General features: G+C 58.2%; 17 protein-coding genes. 5 read left to right on the top strand and 12 right to left on the bottom strand.

The window, feature by feature from the left end:
* Window positions 1-8 precede the first annotated feature (8 nt).
* Complete coding sequence (locus tag AAFX04_06620; protein MEO1045094.1) at window positions 9-1,190, bottom strand: VWA domain-containing protein; 1,182 nt, start codon at window positions 1,188-1,190, stop codon at window positions 9-11.
* 136 nt (window positions 1,191-1,326) lie between these two features.
* Between AAFX04_06620 and AAFX04_06615 the strand changes: the two genes are divergently transcribed.
* Window positions 1,327-2,727 (top strand): methyl-accepting chemotaxis protein, encoded by a 1,401-nt coding sequence (locus AAFX04_06615; protein ID MEO1045093.1) that lies wholly within the window; start codon window positions 1,327-1,329, stop codon window positions 2,725-2,727.
* Between the two features lie 15 nt (window positions 2,728-2,742).
* On the opposite strand, the gene AAFX04_06610 is transcribed toward AAFX04_06615, so the two are convergent.
* The 6 genes from AAFX04_06610 to AAFX04_06585 all read right to left on the bottom strand — a co-directional run bounded on the left by AAFX04_06610 (window position 2,743) and on the right by AAFX04_06585 (window position 9,355).
* Window positions 2,743-3,588: a MoxR family ATPase gene (locus AAFX04_06610; GenBank protein MEO1045092.1), complete on the bottom strand. Its 846-nt coding sequence runs from the start codon at window positions 3,586-3,588 to the stop codon at window positions 2,743-2,745.
* A gap of 97 nt (window positions 3,589-3,685) precedes the next feature.
* The gene (locus AAFX04_06605; protein MEO1045091.1) at window positions 3,686-4,414 is read right to left on the bottom strand and encodes a hypothetical protein; all 729 of its coding nucleotides are present in this window, start codon (window positions 4,412-4,414) and stop codon (window positions 3,686-3,688) included.
* 96 nt (window positions 4,415-4,510) lie between these two features.
* On the bottom strand, window positions 4,511-6,517 hold the full coding sequence (rpoD, locus tag AAFX04_06600; protein ID MEO1045090.1) for an RNA polymerase sigma factor RpoD: 2,007 nt from the start codon (window positions 6,515-6,517) through the stop codon (window positions 4,511-4,513).
* A 62-nt stretch (window positions 6,518-6,579) separates the two neighbouring features.
* A complete protein-coding gene (dnaG, locus tag AAFX04_06595) occupies window positions 6,580-8,427 on the bottom strand; it encodes a DNA primase (protein ID MEO1045089.1) in 1,848 nt (615 codons plus the stop codon).
* Window positions 8,424-8,849 (bottom strand): DUF559 domain-containing protein, encoded by a 426-nt coding sequence (locus AAFX04_06590; protein MEO1045088.1) that lies wholly within the window; start codon window positions 8,847-8,849, stop codon window positions 8,424-8,426. The genes dnaG and AAFX04_06590 overlap by 4 nt, the downstream gene beginning before the upstream one ends.
* Window positions 8,850-8,890: 41 nt before the next feature.
* Window positions 8,891-9,355, bottom strand: a complete 465-nt coding sequence (locus tag AAFX04_06585) for a GatB/YqeY domain-containing protein (protein ID MEO1045087.1) — start codon at window positions 9,353-9,355, stop codon at window positions 8,891-8,893.
* 176 nt (window positions 9,356-9,531) lie between these two features.
* Here AAFX04_06585 and carA point away from each other — a divergent pair, with 176 nt between their 5' ends.
* Window positions 9,532-10,782, top strand: a complete 1,251-nt coding sequence (carA, locus tag AAFX04_06580) for a glutamine-hydrolyzing carbamoyl-phosphate synthase small subunit (protein ID MEO1045086.1) — start codon at window positions 9,532-9,534, stop codon at window positions 10,780-10,782.
* A 187-nt stretch (window positions 10,783-10,969) separates the two neighbouring features.
* Here carA and AAFX04_06575 read toward each other — a convergent pair whose 3' ends face one another.
* Window positions 10,970-11,323, bottom strand: a complete 354-nt coding sequence (locus AAFX04_06575; GenBank protein MEO1045085.1) for a DUF559 domain-containing protein — start codon at window positions 11,321-11,323, stop codon at window positions 10,970-10,972.
* A gap of 154 nt (window positions 11,324-11,477) precedes the next feature.
* On the opposite strand from AAFX04_06575, the gene carB reads away from it, so the two are divergent.
* The 3 genes from carB (at window position 11,478) to AAFX04_06560 (ending at window position 16,070) form a co-directional block, all read left to right on the top strand.
* Window positions 11,478-14,819 (top strand): carbamoyl-phosphate synthase large subunit, encoded by a 3,342-nt coding sequence (gene carB / locus AAFX04_06570; protein MEO1045084.1) that lies wholly within the window; start codon window positions 11,478-11,480, stop codon window positions 14,817-14,819.
* 103 nt (window positions 14,820-14,922) lie between these two features.
* Complete coding sequence (gene greA / locus AAFX04_06565) at window positions 14,923-15,399, top strand: transcription elongation factor GreA (protein MEO1045083.1); 477 nt, start codon at window positions 14,923-14,925, stop codon at window positions 15,397-15,399.
* 23 nt (window positions 15,400-15,422) lie between these two features.
* Window positions 15,423-16,070, top strand: a complete 648-nt coding sequence (locus tag AAFX04_06560; GenBank protein MEO1045082.1) for a rhomboid family intramembrane serine protease — start codon at window positions 15,423-15,425, stop codon at window positions 16,068-16,070.
* A 6-nt stretch (window positions 16,071-16,076) separates the two neighbouring features.
* Here AAFX04_06560 and AAFX04_06555 read toward each other — a convergent pair whose 3' ends face one another.
* The 4 genes from AAFX04_06555 to AAFX04_06540 all read right to left on the bottom strand — a co-directional run bounded on the left by AAFX04_06555 (window position 16,077) and on the right by AAFX04_06540 (window position 17,620).
* Window positions 16,077-16,304, bottom strand: coding sequence for a DUF4170 domain-containing protein (locus AAFX04_06555; protein ID MEO1045081.1), 228 nt, complete (start codon window positions 16,302-16,304; stop codon window positions 16,077-16,079).
* Between the two features lie 41 nt (window positions 16,305-16,345).
* On the bottom strand, window positions 16,346-16,696 hold the full coding sequence (locus tag AAFX04_06550) for a hypothetical protein (protein ID MEO1045080.1): 351 nt from the start codon (window positions 16,694-16,696) through the stop codon (window positions 16,346-16,348).
* Between the two features lie 68 nt (window positions 16,697-16,764).
* Complete coding sequence (locus tag AAFX04_06545) at window positions 16,765-17,058, bottom strand: hypothetical protein (GenBank protein MEO1045079.1); 294 nt, start codon at window positions 17,056-17,058, stop codon at window positions 16,765-16,767.
* On the bottom strand, window positions 17,051-17,620 hold the full coding sequence (locus tag AAFX04_06540; GenBank protein ID MEO1045078.1) for a hypothetical protein: 570 nt from the start codon (window positions 17,618-17,620) through the stop codon (window positions 17,051-17,053). Before AAFX04_06540 ends, AAFX04_06545 begins: the two co-directional genes overlap by 8 nt.
* Window positions 17,621-17,627 lie beyond the last annotated feature (7 nt).

The following is a 17,627-nucleotide window of genomic DNA, read 5'->3' as shown; positions in this document are numbered from 1 at the left end:
AGCGATGGTTAACCGCTTTTACGGCTCAGCTCCCGCATCGCATCGTCGAGACCGCCCAGGGTCAGCGGATACATCCTGTCCTTGACCAGTTCCTGGATCATGCGGACACTTTGCGAATAGCTCCATTGCTTTTCCGGTACCGGATTGAGCCATGCGGTAGCGGGATAGGTGTTGACCATGCGCTGCAACCATACCGCGCCGGACTCGTCGTTGAAATGCTCGACCGAGCCGCCGGGATGGCTGATCTCATAGGGGCTCATCGAGGCATCGCCGACAAAGATCAGCTTATAGTCATGGCCATATTTGTGCAGAATGTCCCAGGTCGGAGTGCGTTCGGAGAAGCGTCGGCGATTGTCCTTCCATACGCCTTCGTAAACGCAATTGTGGAAATAGAAGAATTCGAGATTCTTGAATTCGGCGGTGGCGGCGGAAAACAGCCCCTCACATAGCTTGACAAACGGGTCCATCGAGCCGCCGACATCGAGGAACAGCAGGATCTTGACCGCATTGTGTCGTTCCGGGCGCATGCGGATATCAAGCCAGCCCTGCTTCGCCGTGCCTTCGATGGTGCCGTCAATATCGAGTTCGTCGGCCGCGCCTTCACGGGCAAAGCGCCGCAGGCGCCGCATCGCGATCTTGATGTTGCGGGTGCCAAGCTGTTTGGTGTTGTCGAGATTCTGGAATTCCCGCTTGTCCCATACCTTGATAGCGCGCTTGTGCTTGCTCTCGCCACCTATACGGACGCCCTCGGGATTATAGCCGGAATGGCCATAGGGCGAGGTACCACCGGTGCCGATCCACTTATTGCCACCTTCATGCCGCTTTTGCTGCTCTTCCAGACGCTTTTTCAGCGTTTCCATAATCTCATCCCAGGAACCGAGCGACTTGATCTGCTCCATTTCCTCTTCGGAGAGGTATTTTTCCGCGACCGCCTTCAGCCAGTCTTCGGGGATGGTTGCGGTCTCTTCCGCATAATTGGTTTCAAGGCCTTTGAATACCTTGGAAAACACTTGGTCAAAGCGGTCAAGCATGCCTTCGTCTTTCACCAGCGTGGCACGCGAGAGATAGTAAAACTCCTCAGGTGACTGGGTGATGACATCGGCATTGAGAGCTTCGAGCAGCAGCAAATGCTCTTTCAGCGAAGCCGGTATGCCGGCAGAGCGCAGCTCATCCATGAAGGAGAAAAACATCGCACAAAGGTTCCTTTATTTTGCCAGCATACCATGCCGTGCCATGGCTTAGGTGGCAAGCGCAACGCGCTAATGCCGGGCGTTTTACTGGCTGTTAACCATGTTGACGGTAAGCCGTTAACAGTAAGGAAGCACTATGGAATTTGATCGCGAACTGGCCCGGCAACCGAAGCTGCATGAAGAGATGGCGCGTACCTGTGGTGAAGCACTGGTGGAGTGCTCCTCTGTCGCTGCAACCGTGGCTCGGGTGCAGCGTAACGGCAAGGAAATCGAAGAACAGCGCACCATTGTCGAGGATATTGCCCGTACGCTGGAGCGCGAACAGGACGAGGTTGCCCGTGCCGTGGCCACGGCACGCGAACTGGCGGCGCAGTCGCAGAGCGAATTGCAGGATGGCGCCGCGACCATCAGCCAGTCCATGGGTGAGTTCAGTGATATTGTCGATCTGGTCATCCATATGGGCGACAAGATTACCGGCTTTGCCAGCGCCATGGACCAAGTGCTGGTAGCGAGCCAGACCATCGATACCATTGCCAAATCGACGAATATGCTGGCGCTCAACGCTGCTATCGAGGCTGAGCGGGCAGGGGCTGCAGGCGCGACCTTTGCCGTGGTGGCATCGGAGGTCAAGAAACTGGCCGAAGACACAAGGCGCGCAGCGGAAGAAATCACCATCACCATGCGCTCGCTGGGCGATCAGGCCAGCACCATTGCCGGTCAGGTGCAGAGCGGTGTGGCCAAGAGTCGCGAAGCCAAGACCGGGCTGGAGACCATCGACCGGACATTGCACAGCGTTGCCGAGATGGTGACCCGGGTCGACAGCCAGACCGATACCATCGCTGTGGGCAGCGACCATCTGCGCGAAAATACCGCGCATATGGCAAAAACACTGGTTGCCTTTACCGATTCCGTGGCACGAAATAGTGACGATCTCGACAATGCGCTGGCATCGATGACCCAGCTTGAGATGAAACAGAACAGCGTGTTCAACCAGCTATTGCACACCGGCATGTCCGAATATGACAATCGTTATCTCAAGCGCGCCTTTGACGGCAGGGCTCAGCTTCTGAACGTTGTCGAACAAGGCCTTGACGATGGCAGCCTTACGTTGGATGCGCTGTTCGACCGCGACTATCACCCGACCAATGATATCGGACCAGAACGCTTCGATAGCCGCCTCAATGCCTTTGCCGATCGCCATATCCGGCCGTTGCTCGACAGCATCACCGAGAGTGACAACAAGATCTATGCCGCGGTGTGCACCAATGAGGATGGCTATTTGCCGACGCATCTCAGTTCACGCTCGCGCCCGCCAAATGGCGATCCGGAGCATGATGGCCGCTATTGCCGCAACCGGCTGATCCTGCTCGACCATACCACCAAAGAGGCGATCCGCCGGCGCAACGACAAGTTCTTTGCCGCAGCCTATCGGTTTGAACCAACACCCGGCACCTATAAAGTGCTGAAAAACATCTTCGTGCCGCTATGGGTGAGGGGCGAATATTGGGGCAATTTCGAGCTCGCCTACACCAATTAGAGTCTTCCGCGCGGGTTACTGGTTGCGGCGTGCCATGAATGCCAGCCGCTCAAACAGCATCACATCCTGCTCATTCTTGAGCAGCGCGCCATGCAGCGGCGGGATTGCCTTGCTCGGGTCGCGTGACTGCAACACATCGAGCGGCATATCTTCGTGCAAAAGCAGTTTGAGCCAGTCGAGCAGCTCGGACGTCGAGGGTTTTTTCTTCAGTCCCGGTACTTCGCGGACTTCGTAGAAAATCTCCATCGCCTTGGTGACCAGGCTCTTCTGAATATCGGGAAAATGCACGTCGATAATGTCGCGCATGGTCTCCTGATCGGGAAATTTTATATAGTGGAAGAAACAGCGGCGCAGAAAGGCGTCAGGCAATTCCTTTTCGTTATTCGAAGTGATCACTACGATCGGGCGCTCCTTGGCCTTGATCGTTTGCTTGGTCTCGTAAACATGGAATTCCATGCGATCGAGTTCCTGCAACAGGTCATTGGGGAACTCAATATCGGCCTTGTCGATCTCGTCGATCAGCAGCACCGGCAGCTCGGGCGACGTAAATGCCTCCCACAGCTTGCCGCGCTTGATATAGTTACTGATGTCGTGCACCCGCTCTTCGCCAAGCTGGCCGTCGCGTAACCGCGCAACCGCATCATATTCATACAATCCCTGTTGTGCCTTGGTTGTCGATTTGACATTCCATTCGATCAGCGGCGCGCCTGTGGCCTTGGCAATCTCATAAGCGAGTACGGTCTTGCCGGTGCCCGGCTCACCCTTGACCAGCAATGGTCGGCGCAAGGTGACCGCAGCATTGACAGCAACCTTCAGGTCATCGGTTGCGACATAGTCCTTGGTGCCCTCAAAACGCTGCATTTATAGCTCCATAGTCCATTAATCGTGCGATTAAACGGATAGGGGCGGGCGCTGCGAAGCGCAAGCGGGGAATTGGCAATAACGGGGAGTAGACGGTTCAGCCGCCAATCTGTCTCAGCATCTCATTGCGTAATGAGCGCCGCCGCTCAAGCAATAGCCAGAACTGGTCATGCTGGTGAAACAGCTGGTCTATGCCGAACAGCACCGCGCGTGTCTGGCGCGGTTCGGTCATGCTTTCGACAATGGCGGCGAGTTGCATATAATCATCGGCAATGGCAAAGATCGGGCTTTCAAGACCGATCCGCGGCAGCATCATGTCCAGCGCCGGGCGGATGCTCAGCCAGTCGCACAGCACGGCCGCTGCTGCACCGAGAGTGCAGCCATCACGGTCGGAGCGGGCCAGCAGGTCAATCGCCTGACGCAGCTGTTCTATGGCGGTGAGCGCATTGTCCTCGCCGGCAAGGCTGGTTACCGGACCGGCGGCCACGGTCATATTGGTGAGCAGTGTGCGCTCTGTGGCAAATTTTCCGGCCAGTTTGGAGAATAATGCATGATGGTCACTGCCGATATGCCGATCAGCGAGATGGTCGACAACGCCGGGATAACGACCGTGCAGGAGGCACAGATAATGCGCGATATCCGCAACGTCGCTGCCGGAAAAATTATTGCTGTCCGCCAGCATGGCTGTGAGGAAATCGGCCTGTTGCGCTTGACGCGCGTAAAGGCGTTGCGCCGGCGTCGTATGGTTTGCCGGTGCCGATGTGCCCGAAAATCCTGTATCCGCGGGAGCTGGCTTCACTTCATCCTCGCTTGTTCGGCGGAGCATATCCGCGCGTTCAAGGAGTAAAATTATAGGATATTTCTAAAGACAGTCTTACCAAGCAGCTCACCAGGGCGGGAAAACTGCCCGGCAGGTCCCGCTTCACTGATCGAGGAAGCTGCGCATCTTGCGGCTGCGGCTTGGGTGCTTGAGTTTTCTCAGCGCCTTGGCCTCGATCTGACGGATACGTTCGCGAGTCACACTGAACTGCTGACCGACCTCTTCGAGCGTGTGATCGGTGTTCATGCCGATGCCGAAGCGCATACGCAGAACCCGTTCCTCACGCGGCGTCAGCGAAGCAAGGACACGGGTGACGGTTTCCTTGAGGTTCGACTGGATCGCGGCATCGACAGGGATGATCGCATTCTTGTCCTCGATGAAATCGCCGAGATGCGAATCCTCCTCGTCGCCAATCGGCGTTTCAAGGCTGATCGGCTCCTTGGCGATCTTCATCACCTTGCGCACTTTTTCCAGTGGCATGGACAGCCGCTCGGCCATTTCTTCCGGTGTTGGTTCGCGGCCTTGCTCGTGCAGGAACTGGCGGCTTGTGCGCACCAGCTTGTTGATCGTCTCGATCATATGCACCGGAATGCGGATGGTGCGCGCCTGGTCGGCAATCGACCGAGTGATCGCCTGGCGAATCCACCAAGTGGCATAAGTGGAGAATTTATAGCCACGGCGATATTCGAATTTGTCGACTGCCTTCATCAGGCCGATATTGCCTTCCTGGATCAGATCGAGGAATTGCAGCCCGCGATTGGTGTATTTCTTGGCGATGGAAATCACCAGGCGCAAATTGGCCTCGACCATTTCCTTCTTGGCGATCCGCGCTTCGCGCTCACCCTTTTGCACCATGTTAACGATGCGGCGGAATTCGGGGAGCGCCATGCCGGTAGCCGAAGCGATATCGGCAATTTCCGAGCGGATACGGTCAATGGCGGCGGCTTCCTTGGTGGCGAAGGCATTCCATTTCTTGTCAACCTTGGCGACATCGGCAACCCAATTGTCGTCAAGCTCGCGTCCGATATAGCGGTCGAGGAAATCCTTGCGCGGTACCTTGTGGCGTTCTGCAAGGCGCAGCATCTGGCCACCCAGCGCGGTCAGGCGCCGGTTGAAGGCATAGAGCTGGTCGACCAGATATTCGATCTTGGTCGCGTGGAACTGTACCGACTCGACTTCGGCAGTCAGGTCTTCGCGCAGCTTCTGATATTTCTTTTCCTTGGCTGCTGGATAATCGTCACCGATGCTCAGCACCTCGAGGCGCTCTTCCTGCAGCTTGGCAAATTTCTTGAACAAAGCGGTGATCGTCGCAAATTTTTCCAGCGCATCGGGTTTCAGCGCAGCTTCCATCTGTGCCAGCGACAGGGTGTTGTCGTCATCGTCATCATCATTCTGGCGCTGGGTCCGGCGTTCGGTCATCGAGGATTCGTCGTCGCCCTCGTCACCGTCTTCGTCTTCGACCTCATCGTCATCCTTATAGGACGGGCCGGCGTTTTTCTCGCTGATCTCGCCATCATCATCATCGGCATCGTCTTCGAGACTTTCAGGTGCGGGCTCTTTGGACAGCATGGCATCAAGGTCCATGATCTCGCGAAGCTGGATTTCTTCCTCGTTGAGCGCGGTCGACCATTCAATGATCGCATGAAAGGTGATCGGACTTTCGCACAGGCCCAGGATCATGGTGTCGCGACCCGCCTCGATGCGTTTGGCGATGGCAATCTCACCCTCACGGCTGAGCAGCTCGACTGCACCCATTTCGCGCAGATACATGCGCACCGGATCATCCGTGCGGTCAGCGGTTTCCTTCTTTTTTGGCGGTGCCTTGTTATCGGCTTTGGCGGCATCCTGCGCGCCAACTTCCTCGGGCGCGTCGTCGCTGACATCTTCCTCATTCTCGACGATGTTGACACCCATCTCGGAGATTGCGGACATCACATCCTCAATCTGCTCCGACGACATCTGGTCCTGGGGCAGTGCCTCGTTCAATTCGTCATAAGTGATATAGCCGCGCTTCTTGGCACGGCTGATCAGTTTCTTGATGGACGCTTCGTTAAGGTCGATCAGCGGTGCATCGCCATCGCTGCGATCGTCTTTTGCTTTGCTTGCCAAGGCTATGTATTCCTGTTTCTACCGCTCCGGCTTTCAGGGAGCCGCATATATTATAATTGTCGTTACCGGGCGCGCGCGCGTTCCGCAAGGTCGCTGATTCGCCGGTTGAAGCTGCGACGCTGATCCTGCAGCACGGCATAATCGGTAAATGCCGCATCGCTGGGGTCGGTGTCGAGCTCGCCCGCCAGTTTTGCCAGCCTTTGCTTCAGCCGGGGCTGGGCAATGGCAATCTGTAAAACCTCGCGCAAGTCTGCACGTGCACTGTCATGTTCGCCCGCCGCTTCCGGATTACCGGGAGCGGAACGGGTGAAGGAGAAGGGGAGGCAATTCAGCGCCCCTGACAGCGATGAACAAATTCCCCCAAATCCCCGTGTTTCCAATATGGTGTGCAGCCTTGCGGTATCAAGATCAGGATCAGCGATTGCTGCATCGAGCATGGCCTGTAGCAGAGCATCGAGTTCGGCATTGTGACAATCGAGCTCGCAAAGTGCCTCCTGATTGGAGGTGATTTCACCGGGAAAGCGCAGAAAGCCTGCCAGAAGCGCGCGTATAACGCCCTGTTGTCCTGATCCCGAAGCAAGCCGTCTGGTGCTGCTATGCGGAGCACCGCTGCGTATCGCTGTGGTACCACGATTACCTGGTGACGAGTTGTTTTTGCGCAGCATCGCGTAAAACCGGTCCATCAGCTCGCTGCGGTACAGACCGGCAACATCGCCATCGCTTATGCTTTGCGCATGCTCAAGCAGACGTGCCTTGAATGCGGCTTTGTCCTCGGGCGTTGTCAGTGAGGCCGTCGCCAGTTCGTGGTTCCAGATATGATCGAGCATCGGCTTCGCCGCGGCGATCAGCTGGTCCATTGCGGCAGCACCCGATTGCTGCAGCACATCATCCGGATCCATACCTCCAGGCATTATCGCAAAAGACAGGCTGTGCCCTGCGCGCAGCATTGGCAGCGCCCGCCCGGCAGCGCGCATCGCCGCTTTCTGTCCGGCATTGTCGCCATCGAGACAAAGGATGGGCCGCTCTGCCAGCTTCCAAGCCATGGCAATCTGTTCTTCGGTGAGCGCGGTGCCCAAGGGCGCGACGACATCCTCGAAGCCCGCCTGTGACAGCGCAATGGCGTCCATATAACCTTCGACCACCAGCAGCCGTCCGGTCTTGCGCGATGCGGCAGAGGCCCGGTCGAGATTATAGAGGGTGCGGCCCTTGTCGAATAACGGCGTGTCGGGCGAGTTGAGATATTTCGGTTCGCCATCGCCCAATATCCGCCCGCCAAAGGCGATCACCCGACCCCGCGCATCGCGGATCGGCAGCATCAGCCGCCCGCGGAAGCGGTCATAGGGCGCCTTATCCTCAACCTGGATCAGTAACCCCGCCTCAACCAGTTGCTCTTTGGAAAAACCATCGAGCGCCCTGGCGATATTGCCACGGCCATCGGGCGCAAAGCCAAAGCCGAATGTCCGCTGTGTTTCGAGGGAGATGCCTCGTTTCTCCAGATAGGCACGCGCCTGCGCTCCCTCGACGCTGTCGAGCCGCTGTACGAACCACTCCTGGGCGGCGGCACAGACATCAATCAGGCTGGTGCGCTTCTCGGCGCGCGCTGCGGCTTTGGGATCGGGGGCCGGGACCGACATGCCTGCTTCACTCGCAAGTTCCTTGACCGCATCCATAAAGCCGAGGCCGTTATGCTCGGTCATCCAGCTGATGGCGTCGCCATGGGCACCGCAGCCAAAGCAGTGATAGAAACCTTTCTGGTCGTTGATGGTGAAGCTGGGCGTGTTCTCGTTATGAAACGGGCAGCACGCCTTATATTCGCGCCCCGCGCGCTGAATCTTGATCGACCGCCCGATCAGCGACGACAGTGTTATTCGTGAGCGCAACTGGTCCAGCCATTGCGGTGAAAGGGTCATATACTCCCCTCCCGCCTGCGGGAAAGGCGCTGCCCGTTTCTCCCCTCCCGCTTGCGGGAGGGGCTGGTGGAGGGAATATCACCCAAAACCGTACCTATCCGTTCCACCACACCCTCAACATTTCCCATCACATCAGAATTTGAAAACCGGACCACCTGATAACCTTGTTTTTCCAGAAAACGGGTTCTGTCCGCGTCATAACTTACCTGCTGGACATGGCTATCACCATCAATCTCGATAACCAATCCCGCGCCTCTGGACGCCAAATCACAAATATAAGGCCCAATGCAGACCTGCCGATTAAAACGGACGCCAGCCAGTTTCCGTGCAGGCAGATAATGCCAAAGCTTCTTTTCGACAGGGTTAGGATTATTGCGAGGTTCGCGTGCCAGATCTGTTTTCCGATCAGCGAATTTTGGCATTCTCTCCCCCAGCCCCTCCCGCAAGCGGGAGGGGAGAATAGTTACCCCAAAACCGCCTTCACCAGTGCACTCGCCTTGCCCATATCGAGCTGGCTGCCATGGCGTTGTTTTAACAGGCCCATCACCTTGCCCATATCCTTCATGCCTTCCGCGCCGGTTTCCGCTTTGATCGCCTCGATCGCGGCGCGAGTCGCTTCTTCGTCCATCTGCGCCGGCAGGAATTCCTCGATCACTGTCAGCTCATTTTCTTCCGCATCGGCCAACTCATCGCGGCCGCCATGGCGGTACATCGCGATTGATTCGCGCCGTTGCTTCGCCATTTTGCGCAGCACATCGACGACCATTGCATCATCATCGCCCCCAGAATCTCCTTTGCCATCGCTGGTGCGCATGGCGATATCCTGATCCTTGATCTTGGCCATAATCTGGCGGATGGCGGTGGTGCGCGGCTTGTCGCCGCCTTTCATGGCGGCAATCTGCGCCGCCTTCAGGTCGTCACGTAGCATGGTTGTCCCGTCTTGGCCAAAATGCCGATTCTAAGGCAGATTTTGCAATAAAGGATCAGCATAGCCGGGGATGAAATTTTTTCCTAGATTGACCGGAAAATGCCCCACAGCTAGCACCCCGTCAATTTGGCGTCGTGCGCGGGCGATGCCGCCATCATGTCCAGCAGGAGAAAGCCATGCCCAGCAGCACAGCCCACAAAGGCGCAACCGGGCTGCTGGTATTGGCCGATGGCTCGCTGGTCTGGGGCAGGGGCTTTGGCGCGACGGGCAGCGCGGTGGGTGAGCTGTGCTTCAACACCGCGATGACCGGCTATCAGGAAGTGATGACCGACCCCAGCTATGCCGGGCAAGTGGTGACCTTCACCTTCCCGCATATCGGCAATGTCGGCGTGAATGACGAGGATGTCGAGGCGGACAGCCCGCATGCGCTGGGCTGTGTGGTGCGCGAGGATATTACCGCGCCCAGCAATTTCCGCAGCGGCGGCGGTTTTGCCGAATGGATGGCGGCGAATGGCCGCATCGGTCTGTCCGGTGTTGATACCCGCGCGCTGACCCGCCGCATCCGCGAGGCCGGTGCGCCGCATGTGGTGATTGCGCATGATCCGGACGGCCAGTTCGATATTGATGCGTTGCTGGCCGAGGCACGCGCCTGGCCGGGGCTGGAAGGCATGGACCTTGCCAAACAGGTGACCGGCGATCAGGCAAAGCTATGGGATGGTGGCGCGTGGCGTTTGGGCCATGGCTATGCGCCGATTACAAAAACCGTTAGCCCTGAGCTTGTCGAAGGGCGTCTCTCGGATACGGACAAACGGTCTTCGACAGGCTCAGACCTGACGGTTAGTGGGGAAAGGCCCCATGTCGTCGCCATCGACTATGGCGCCAAGCGCAATATCTTCCGCAATCTGGTCGAGGCAGGCGCCAAGGTCACCGTGGTCCCGGCGGAGACCGCGCTGGACGATATCCTCGCGCTCGAACCGGCGGGCGTGTTCCTCTCCAACGGCCCCGGCGATCCGGCGGCGACGGGGGAGTATGCGGTGCCGGTGATACAGCGCCTGCTCGAACGCGATATTCCGATTTTCGGTATCTGTCTCGGCCATCAGCTATTGGCGCTGGCGGCAGGTGCGAAGACGATAAAAATGCATCAGGGCCATCGCGGCGCCAACCATCCGGTGCAGCGTGTCGGCGGCGGTTGGGATGAGAGCGAGGGCCTGGTCGAGATCACCAGCATGAACCATGGCTTCGCCGTCGACGGCGCCACGCTGCCCGACAATGTCCGCGAGACGCATGTAAGCCTGTTCGACGGCACAAATTGCGGCATCGCCTTTACCGACAAAAACGCGTTCGGCGTACAATATCACCCCGAGGCTAGCCCGGGGCCGCAGGACAGTTTTTATCTGTTCGCCAAATTTGTGCGGGGGTTGGGGTGATTTTTCTAGCTTGGTGCAGTTTTTCTGTTGTGCGCAAAAACTCCCTCTCCCTTGAGGGAGAGGGTTGGGGTGAGGGTGTTCGGCTGTGATGGAGCGCGTAGCATTGGCGTCTGGATACCCTCATCCAACTTCGCCTAGGCAGCAAAGCTGCCAAGGCTTAGTATCCTTCTCCCTTGAGGGAGAAGGTTTAGGGTTTGTTTCTGGCATTGCGCAGTTCTTGAGCAATGGTCTCCAACACGCCTTCTATGTTCTCGATGACGTCATTATTCCAAAACCGAACCACCTGATAGCCATGCGCTTCAATCAGCTTTGTTCGCGCTTCATCCGCTTCATTCTCGCTATGCTGTCCGCCATCCAGTTCGATAACCAGTCTGACGCTTCGACAGGCAAAGTCAGCCACGGCATTTCCTATCGGGAATTGCCTTACAAATTTGGTATTATCGAGTTGGCGAGCGCGCAGCCTCGACCACAACAATTTCTCCGCTTCGGTCACATCGCGCCGCAATTTGCGGGCAGTTCCGGTCAGTCTTTTCTCAACCATAAATTCCCTCTCCCCGGCGGGGAGAGGGCTAGGGTGAGGGGGCTCGATGGTCAAGAAACGCACCTTCCCGACACCCTCATCCAACTTCGCCTAACCGCCTTCGGTGCCAAGGCTTCGTATCCTTCTCCCTCAAGGGAGAAGGCTGGGAGTATCAATGCCTAAACGTACAGATATAGACTCCATCCTGATCATCGGCGCCGGCCCGATCATTATCGGCCAGGCGTGCGAATTTGATTATTCGGGCACGCAGGCGGTGAAGGCGTTGCGGGAGGAGGGCTATCGCATTGTCCTCGTCAACTCCAATCCGGCGACGATCATGACCGATCCGGATATGGCGGATGCCACCTATATCGAGCCGATCACGCCGGAAATCGTCGCCAAGATTATCGCGCGCGAGCGCGCCGAGCGGCCCGATGAGAAGCTGGTGGTGCTGCCGACCATGGGCGGTCAGACCGCGCTCAACACCGCGCTGGCGCTGGATGAAGACGGCACGCTGGACAGATATGATGTCGAGCTGATCGGTGCCCGCGCCGAGGCCATCGACAAGGCGGAGGATCGCGAGAAATTCCGCGCTGCAATGGACGCCATTGGTCTGGAAAGCCCGAAATCGGGCATCGCCACCAGCATGGATGAGGCCTTTGCAGCGCTGGAGGAGATCGGCCTGCCGGCGATTATCCGCCCCGCCTTCACCATGGGCGGCACCGGCGGCGGCATTGCCTATAATCGCGAGGAATTCGAGCATTATTGCCGCACCGGCATCGATGCCTCGCCGGTCAACCAGATCCTGATTGATGAAAGTCTGTTGGGCTGGAAAGAATATGAGATGGAGGTGGTGCGCGACAAGGCGGACAATGCCATCATCATCTGCTCGATCGAGAATGTCGATCCGATGGGCGTGCACACCGGTGACAGCATCACCGTCGCCCCGGCGCTGACGCTGACCGATAAGGAATATCAGATCATGCGCAACGCCAGCATCGCGGTGCTGCGCGAGATTGGCGTCGAGACCGGCGGCTCCAATGTGCAGTTTGCGGTGAACCCCGAAAATGGCCGTCTGGTGGTGATCGAGATGAACCCGCGCGTCTCGCGTTCCTCCGCGCTGGCGTCCAAAGCCACCGGCTTCCCCATCGCCAAGGTCGCGGCCAAGCTGGCGGTGGGCTATACGCTCGACGAGATCGACAATGACATTACCGGCGTCACCCCGGCGTCGTTCGAGCCGACGATTGACTATGTCGTCACCAAAATCCCGCGCTTTGCCTTTGAGAAGTTCAAGGGCGCGGAGAATAGCCTCTCTACCGCGATGAAATCGGTGGGCGAGGTGATGGCGATTGGCCGCAATATCCAGGAATCGATGCAGAAAGCGCTGCGCGGGCTGGAGACCGGGCTGGACGGCTTTAATCGGGTGCAGCGGCTTGAGGGCGTGCACCGCGATGTGATCGTCGCCGAACTGGCCAAGCCGACGCCCGAGCGGCTGCTGGTGATTGCACAGGCGCTGCGCGAAGGGCTGTCCGAGAGTGAAGTCTGCGAGATCACCCATTATGATCCCTGGTTTGTCGCCCGCATTGCCGAAATTGTCGCTGCCGAGGCTGAGGTGATGGAACATGGCCTGCCGACTGAGGCCGAAGGCTTGCGCGCGCTTAAAGCCATGGGCTTTTCCGACCGGCGACTGGCGACATTGGCGGTGCGTTCGGTGCCAGTGGCGGGTGGTCTGGCGGAAACGCGGGCGCGTTCGCATGGGCTGCTCCATGATGCGCTGCAAGCGATGGCAGGGGCGACCAGCGCCGCCGAAGTGCGCGAGTTGCGGCACAAGCTGGGTGTGCGCCCGGTGTTCAAACGTATCGACACCTGCGCCGCGGAATTTCATGCGCGCACGCCCTATATGTATTCGACCTATGAGACGCCGATTTTCGGTGAACCCGAATGCGAGTCCGAGCCGAGCGACAAGCGCAAGATCGTCATTCTCGGCGGCGGGCCAAACCGGATCGGGCAGGGTATCGAGTTTGACTATTGCTGCTGCCATGCCTGTTTCGCGCTGGCCGATGCCGGTTATGAGACGATCATGGTCAACTGCAACCCGGAGACGGTTTCAACCGATTATGACACCTCGGACCGGCTCTATTTCGAGCCGCTGACCGCCGAAGATGTGCTGGAAATCCTCGAAGTCGAGCGCTCAAACGGCGAGCTGGTCGGTGTCATCGTGCAATTTGGCGGACAGACGCCACTTAATCTGGCGAAAGCGCTGGAAGAGGCGGGCATTCCTATTCTCGGCACCTCGCCCGATGCGATCGATCTTGCTGAAGACCGCGAGCGTTTCGCCAAGCTGGTCAACAAGCTCAAGCTGAAACAGCCCGATAACGGCATTGCCCGTAGCCGCGACGAGGCGCTCGCTGTCGCGGAGAAGATCGGTTATCCGGTGCTGATCCGGCCCAGCTATGTCCTGGGTGGCCGGGCGATGGAGATTGTCGACAGCCCGGCGCAACTGGATGACTATATCGCCACTGCGGTGCAGGTGTCGGGCGATAGTCCAGTGTTGATCGATCAGTATCTGCGCGATGCGGTAGAGGTTGATGTCGATGCGATTTGCGATGGCGAGAGCGTCACCGTCGCCGGGATTATGCAGCATATCGAGGAAGCCGGTGTCCATTCGGGTGACAGCGCCTGCACCTTGCCGCCCTATAGCCTCAGCGATGATCTGATCGCCGAAATGGAGCGGCAGGCGGATGCGCTGGCACATGGCCTGGGCGTGCGCGGGCTGATGAACATCCAGTTCGCCGTCAAAGATGGCACCGTTTATCTGATTGAGGTCAATCCGCGCGCCAGCCGTACCGTACCGTTTGTCGCCAAGGCGATTGGTGCGCCGGTGGCCAAGATTGCCGCGCGGGTGATGGCGGGCGAGAAGCTGGCAAATCTGCCCATCATCGACCGCACTATCGACCATATGGCGGTCAAAGAGGCGGTCTTCCCCTTTGCCCGCTTCCCCGGCGTCGATCCGGTGCTGTCGCCGGAGATGAAATCCACTGGCGAGGTGATGGGCATAGACCGGAGCTTCCCCATAGCCTTTGCCAAGGCGCAGCTCGCGGCCAGCCTGACCTTGCCCGAAAGCGGAACAGTGTTTGTTTCGGTCAAGGACAGTGACAAGCCACATATACTGCCGGCGGTGCGTGAGCTCGAGGCGCTTGGTTTCACCCTGATAGCCACCGGCGGCACGGCGGAGTATCTGCGTGGTGAGGGTGTTGCCGTTGAGCCGGTCAATAAGGTGGCGCAGGGAAGGCCACATATTGTTGACCGGATCAAGGATGGCGGTGTGTGCATGATCTTCAATACAACCGAGGGCTGGCAGAGCCTGAAGGACTCGCAATCGATCCGGGCTTCAGCATTGCAGACCAAGACCCCGAGCTTCACCACTGCCTCGGCCAGTGTCGCCGCAGTAGAGGCAATATCGGCGCTGCGCACCACAAGTCTTGAAGTTAAACCGCTTCAGGCCTATTATGGCTGATCTGAACGAATAATCCCGACAATAAGTTGCGATATTTCGGCGGCTCGCAAGGGCCGCCAGGAGAAACTTTTGTCGCTTTGGACTGAAATAAGGAAAAGCCGCAATGGCAGGACCAGAGAAAATGCCGATGCTGCAGGAAGGCTATGACAAGCTGTCCGCAGAATTGAAGGCGCTGAAGGAAGAACGCCCGCTGATCGTCGACGCGATCGAGGAAGCGCGCGCCCATGGCGACCTATCGGAAAATGCGGAATATCACGCTGCCAAGGAACGTCAGGGCCAGGTCGAGGCCACGATCGGCGATCTGGAGGACAAGCTCAGCCGCGCCCAGATTATCGACCCGACTACGCTTTCGGGCGATAAAATCGTCTTCGGTGCAACGGTGACTCTGCTCGACGAAGACGACAAACCGATCACCTATCAGATTGTCGGCCAGGCCGAAGCCGATGCGCGTCAGGGCCGGATCAGCTATAACAGCCCGATTGGTCGTGCGCTGATCGGTCGTCAGGTCGAGGATGAGGTCGAAGTCAGCGTCCCTGCAGGCGATAAATATTATCTCGTCGAAAAAATCGAGTTTATTTAGGGGCACGCCCTATATTGACGGGCATGGAAAAAGCCCAAAGCAGAGTAGCACGCAGTTCCGGACCTTTTACGCTGGCCTATGTGGCCGCCTGTTCCATTCTCTGGCTGGGGCTGACGCTCACCGGCCTGCAAGACGAAGCAACAGTGCACGCAGGTTTCCTGCCGTCGCGATTTTTTGATAGCGCCGGCTTCGCAGGCTATGATCTCATGGTGCCGGCAGTGCTGACGCCGCTTTCGAGCGCGCTCCTGCATGCCGATTTCACCCATTTGCTGTTCAACATGCTGATATTACTGCTCTGCGGAACCATGGTAGAGCGTGCCATCGGCACTGTCAGGACCATTATATTGACCGTTGCCGGGGCCTATGGTGCGGCACTGGTCCAGGCTTTCGATCCGTTCTCCATAGGCGCGGTAACCATCGGCGCCAGCGGCGCAATCAGTACCCTGATTGCGGCGATGATCCTGCTCAATGTCCGTATCAAGTCAAAACCGATCGGCAATCTGTCGCCTTATCAGAGCCAGTTGGCGCGGCTCGCCCTGATGTGGATCATTATCCAGCTCATGCTAGGTTTTGGCGGCTTTAGTGGCCAGTCAATCGCAGTCGGTGCCCATATTGGTGGTTTTCTGACCGGCCTTGTTCTGACTGCACCGCTATCGCGCAACCAAGTTTGAATCCGGCTATTCAGCCTGCTCGGGCAATTCCGGCTCGAGCAGGCGGTGCAGATGCACCACGACATATTTCATCTCGGCATCATCAACGGTGCGCTGGGCGCAGCCGCGCCAGGCCTCTTCGGCACTGGCATAATCGGGATAGACCCCGACCAGATCCATTTCGTCGAGATCGACGAAATCCAGCCCGCGCGGATCCTTGACCCGGCCCCCCAGAACGAGATGTAATTTGCTCATATATGTCCCTGTTGAATGATCTGTTTGCCAGTGTGACCTGATTAGCGGCCCATGCGTTCGCGTGCTGCGTCTCTGGCCGAATGTGTGGCCTCGCCGGCGCGACGCACAAGATCGCGAAAGTGCAGCTTGGCCTCGTCGACCGACAGGCCTGCATTTTCCAGCCCGGCGCGCCCGGCTTCCTGTGCTGCATGAATGGCATTTTCGGCACCCTGCCTGACCTTGCGGCCAGCATCGCCAATCAGCGATTGCTCGCGTCGGTTGTTCGGCAGCGAAGCACCGATGGCAATACCGATCAGCACAGCGCCCGTCAGGCTGGCGAGCGGGTGTTCGGTTACCGTCTGGCGGATTTTTTCCGAAGTCTCTTCAAAGCGTGTGGTGGCATTTCCGGACATGCCCATTCTCCTTCGCCCAATATCCTTAGTGATGCGTTTACCATAGCACCCAAGAATAAACCGAGCCTTTACGACGGGGGATTTCTTTTCGCCACAAGATTCTTGACCGGACGCCAGGCCAGAGCAACAACACCGAGCGCCGCACCGGCGATCAGTTTGAATTTATGCTTTCTGGCGGTCTCTCCGGCCTTCTGCGCAGCGCTTTTGGCCTTGTCTGCAGCATGCCCTGCCGCCTCCATGGCGAGATTCTCGGGGTGAAACCGCTGTTGCGCCGCTCTAGCCGAGTCACGTAGCTGCGTCTCATTCTGGTCGCGAACAGCCTTTTTCTGCCGCAGGTCACGGCGGGAGAGTTTTTCAGCCATGGCCATCCCCACCCGGCTGTTCTCCGGTATCGCTTTTGTGCCCGGTAACGCCGCCGGTCTCGGCAATCATGTCCGCGGCGTCGCGTACCCGGGCCCGGGCCTGACGCAGTGCCAGCCAGCCGAGCAAGCCCCAAAGTGGTGGTACCGTCAGCAGCGCGATCAACGGTCCGAAATAATAGATCACGGTCATGAAGATGCCGAGCAGCAATGTGATCAGCGCGCAGAGCAGCGTGACCAGACCGACACCGGTAAATATCGCCGCCAGCTTGGCGGCGCGGGTGGTATAGGCCACCCGACCTTTCTGAAAATCCAGCTCAGAATCGAGCCAGGTACGGGCATCCCCATATAGCCCGGTTGCCTGCTCGATCAGTCCGGGCTTCTCGGACGCAGTGCTGTCTGCATTTTCTTGCTGTGACGTTGCATTTGCAGCATGGGCCCCAGCATGCTCTGACACCGGCACTTCGGCTTCCGGTGCCCCGGTGGTGGGCACGGCATTGGCGTCATGTGGCTCCTGCGCCTGTGGTGATGCAGCCTTGTGCGGGGCCCGGCTTTTATCGGTCATATATGCA

Source organism: Pseudomonadota bacterium (assembly GCA_039818985.1).
Taxonomy (GTDB): Bacteria; Pseudomonadota; Alphaproteobacteria; order Sphingomonadales; family Sphingomonadaceae; genus Alterisphingorhabdus.
The sequence above is the reverse complement of the archived record's forward strand: the minus strand, read 5'-3'. Positions and strand labels throughout refer to the sequence as shown.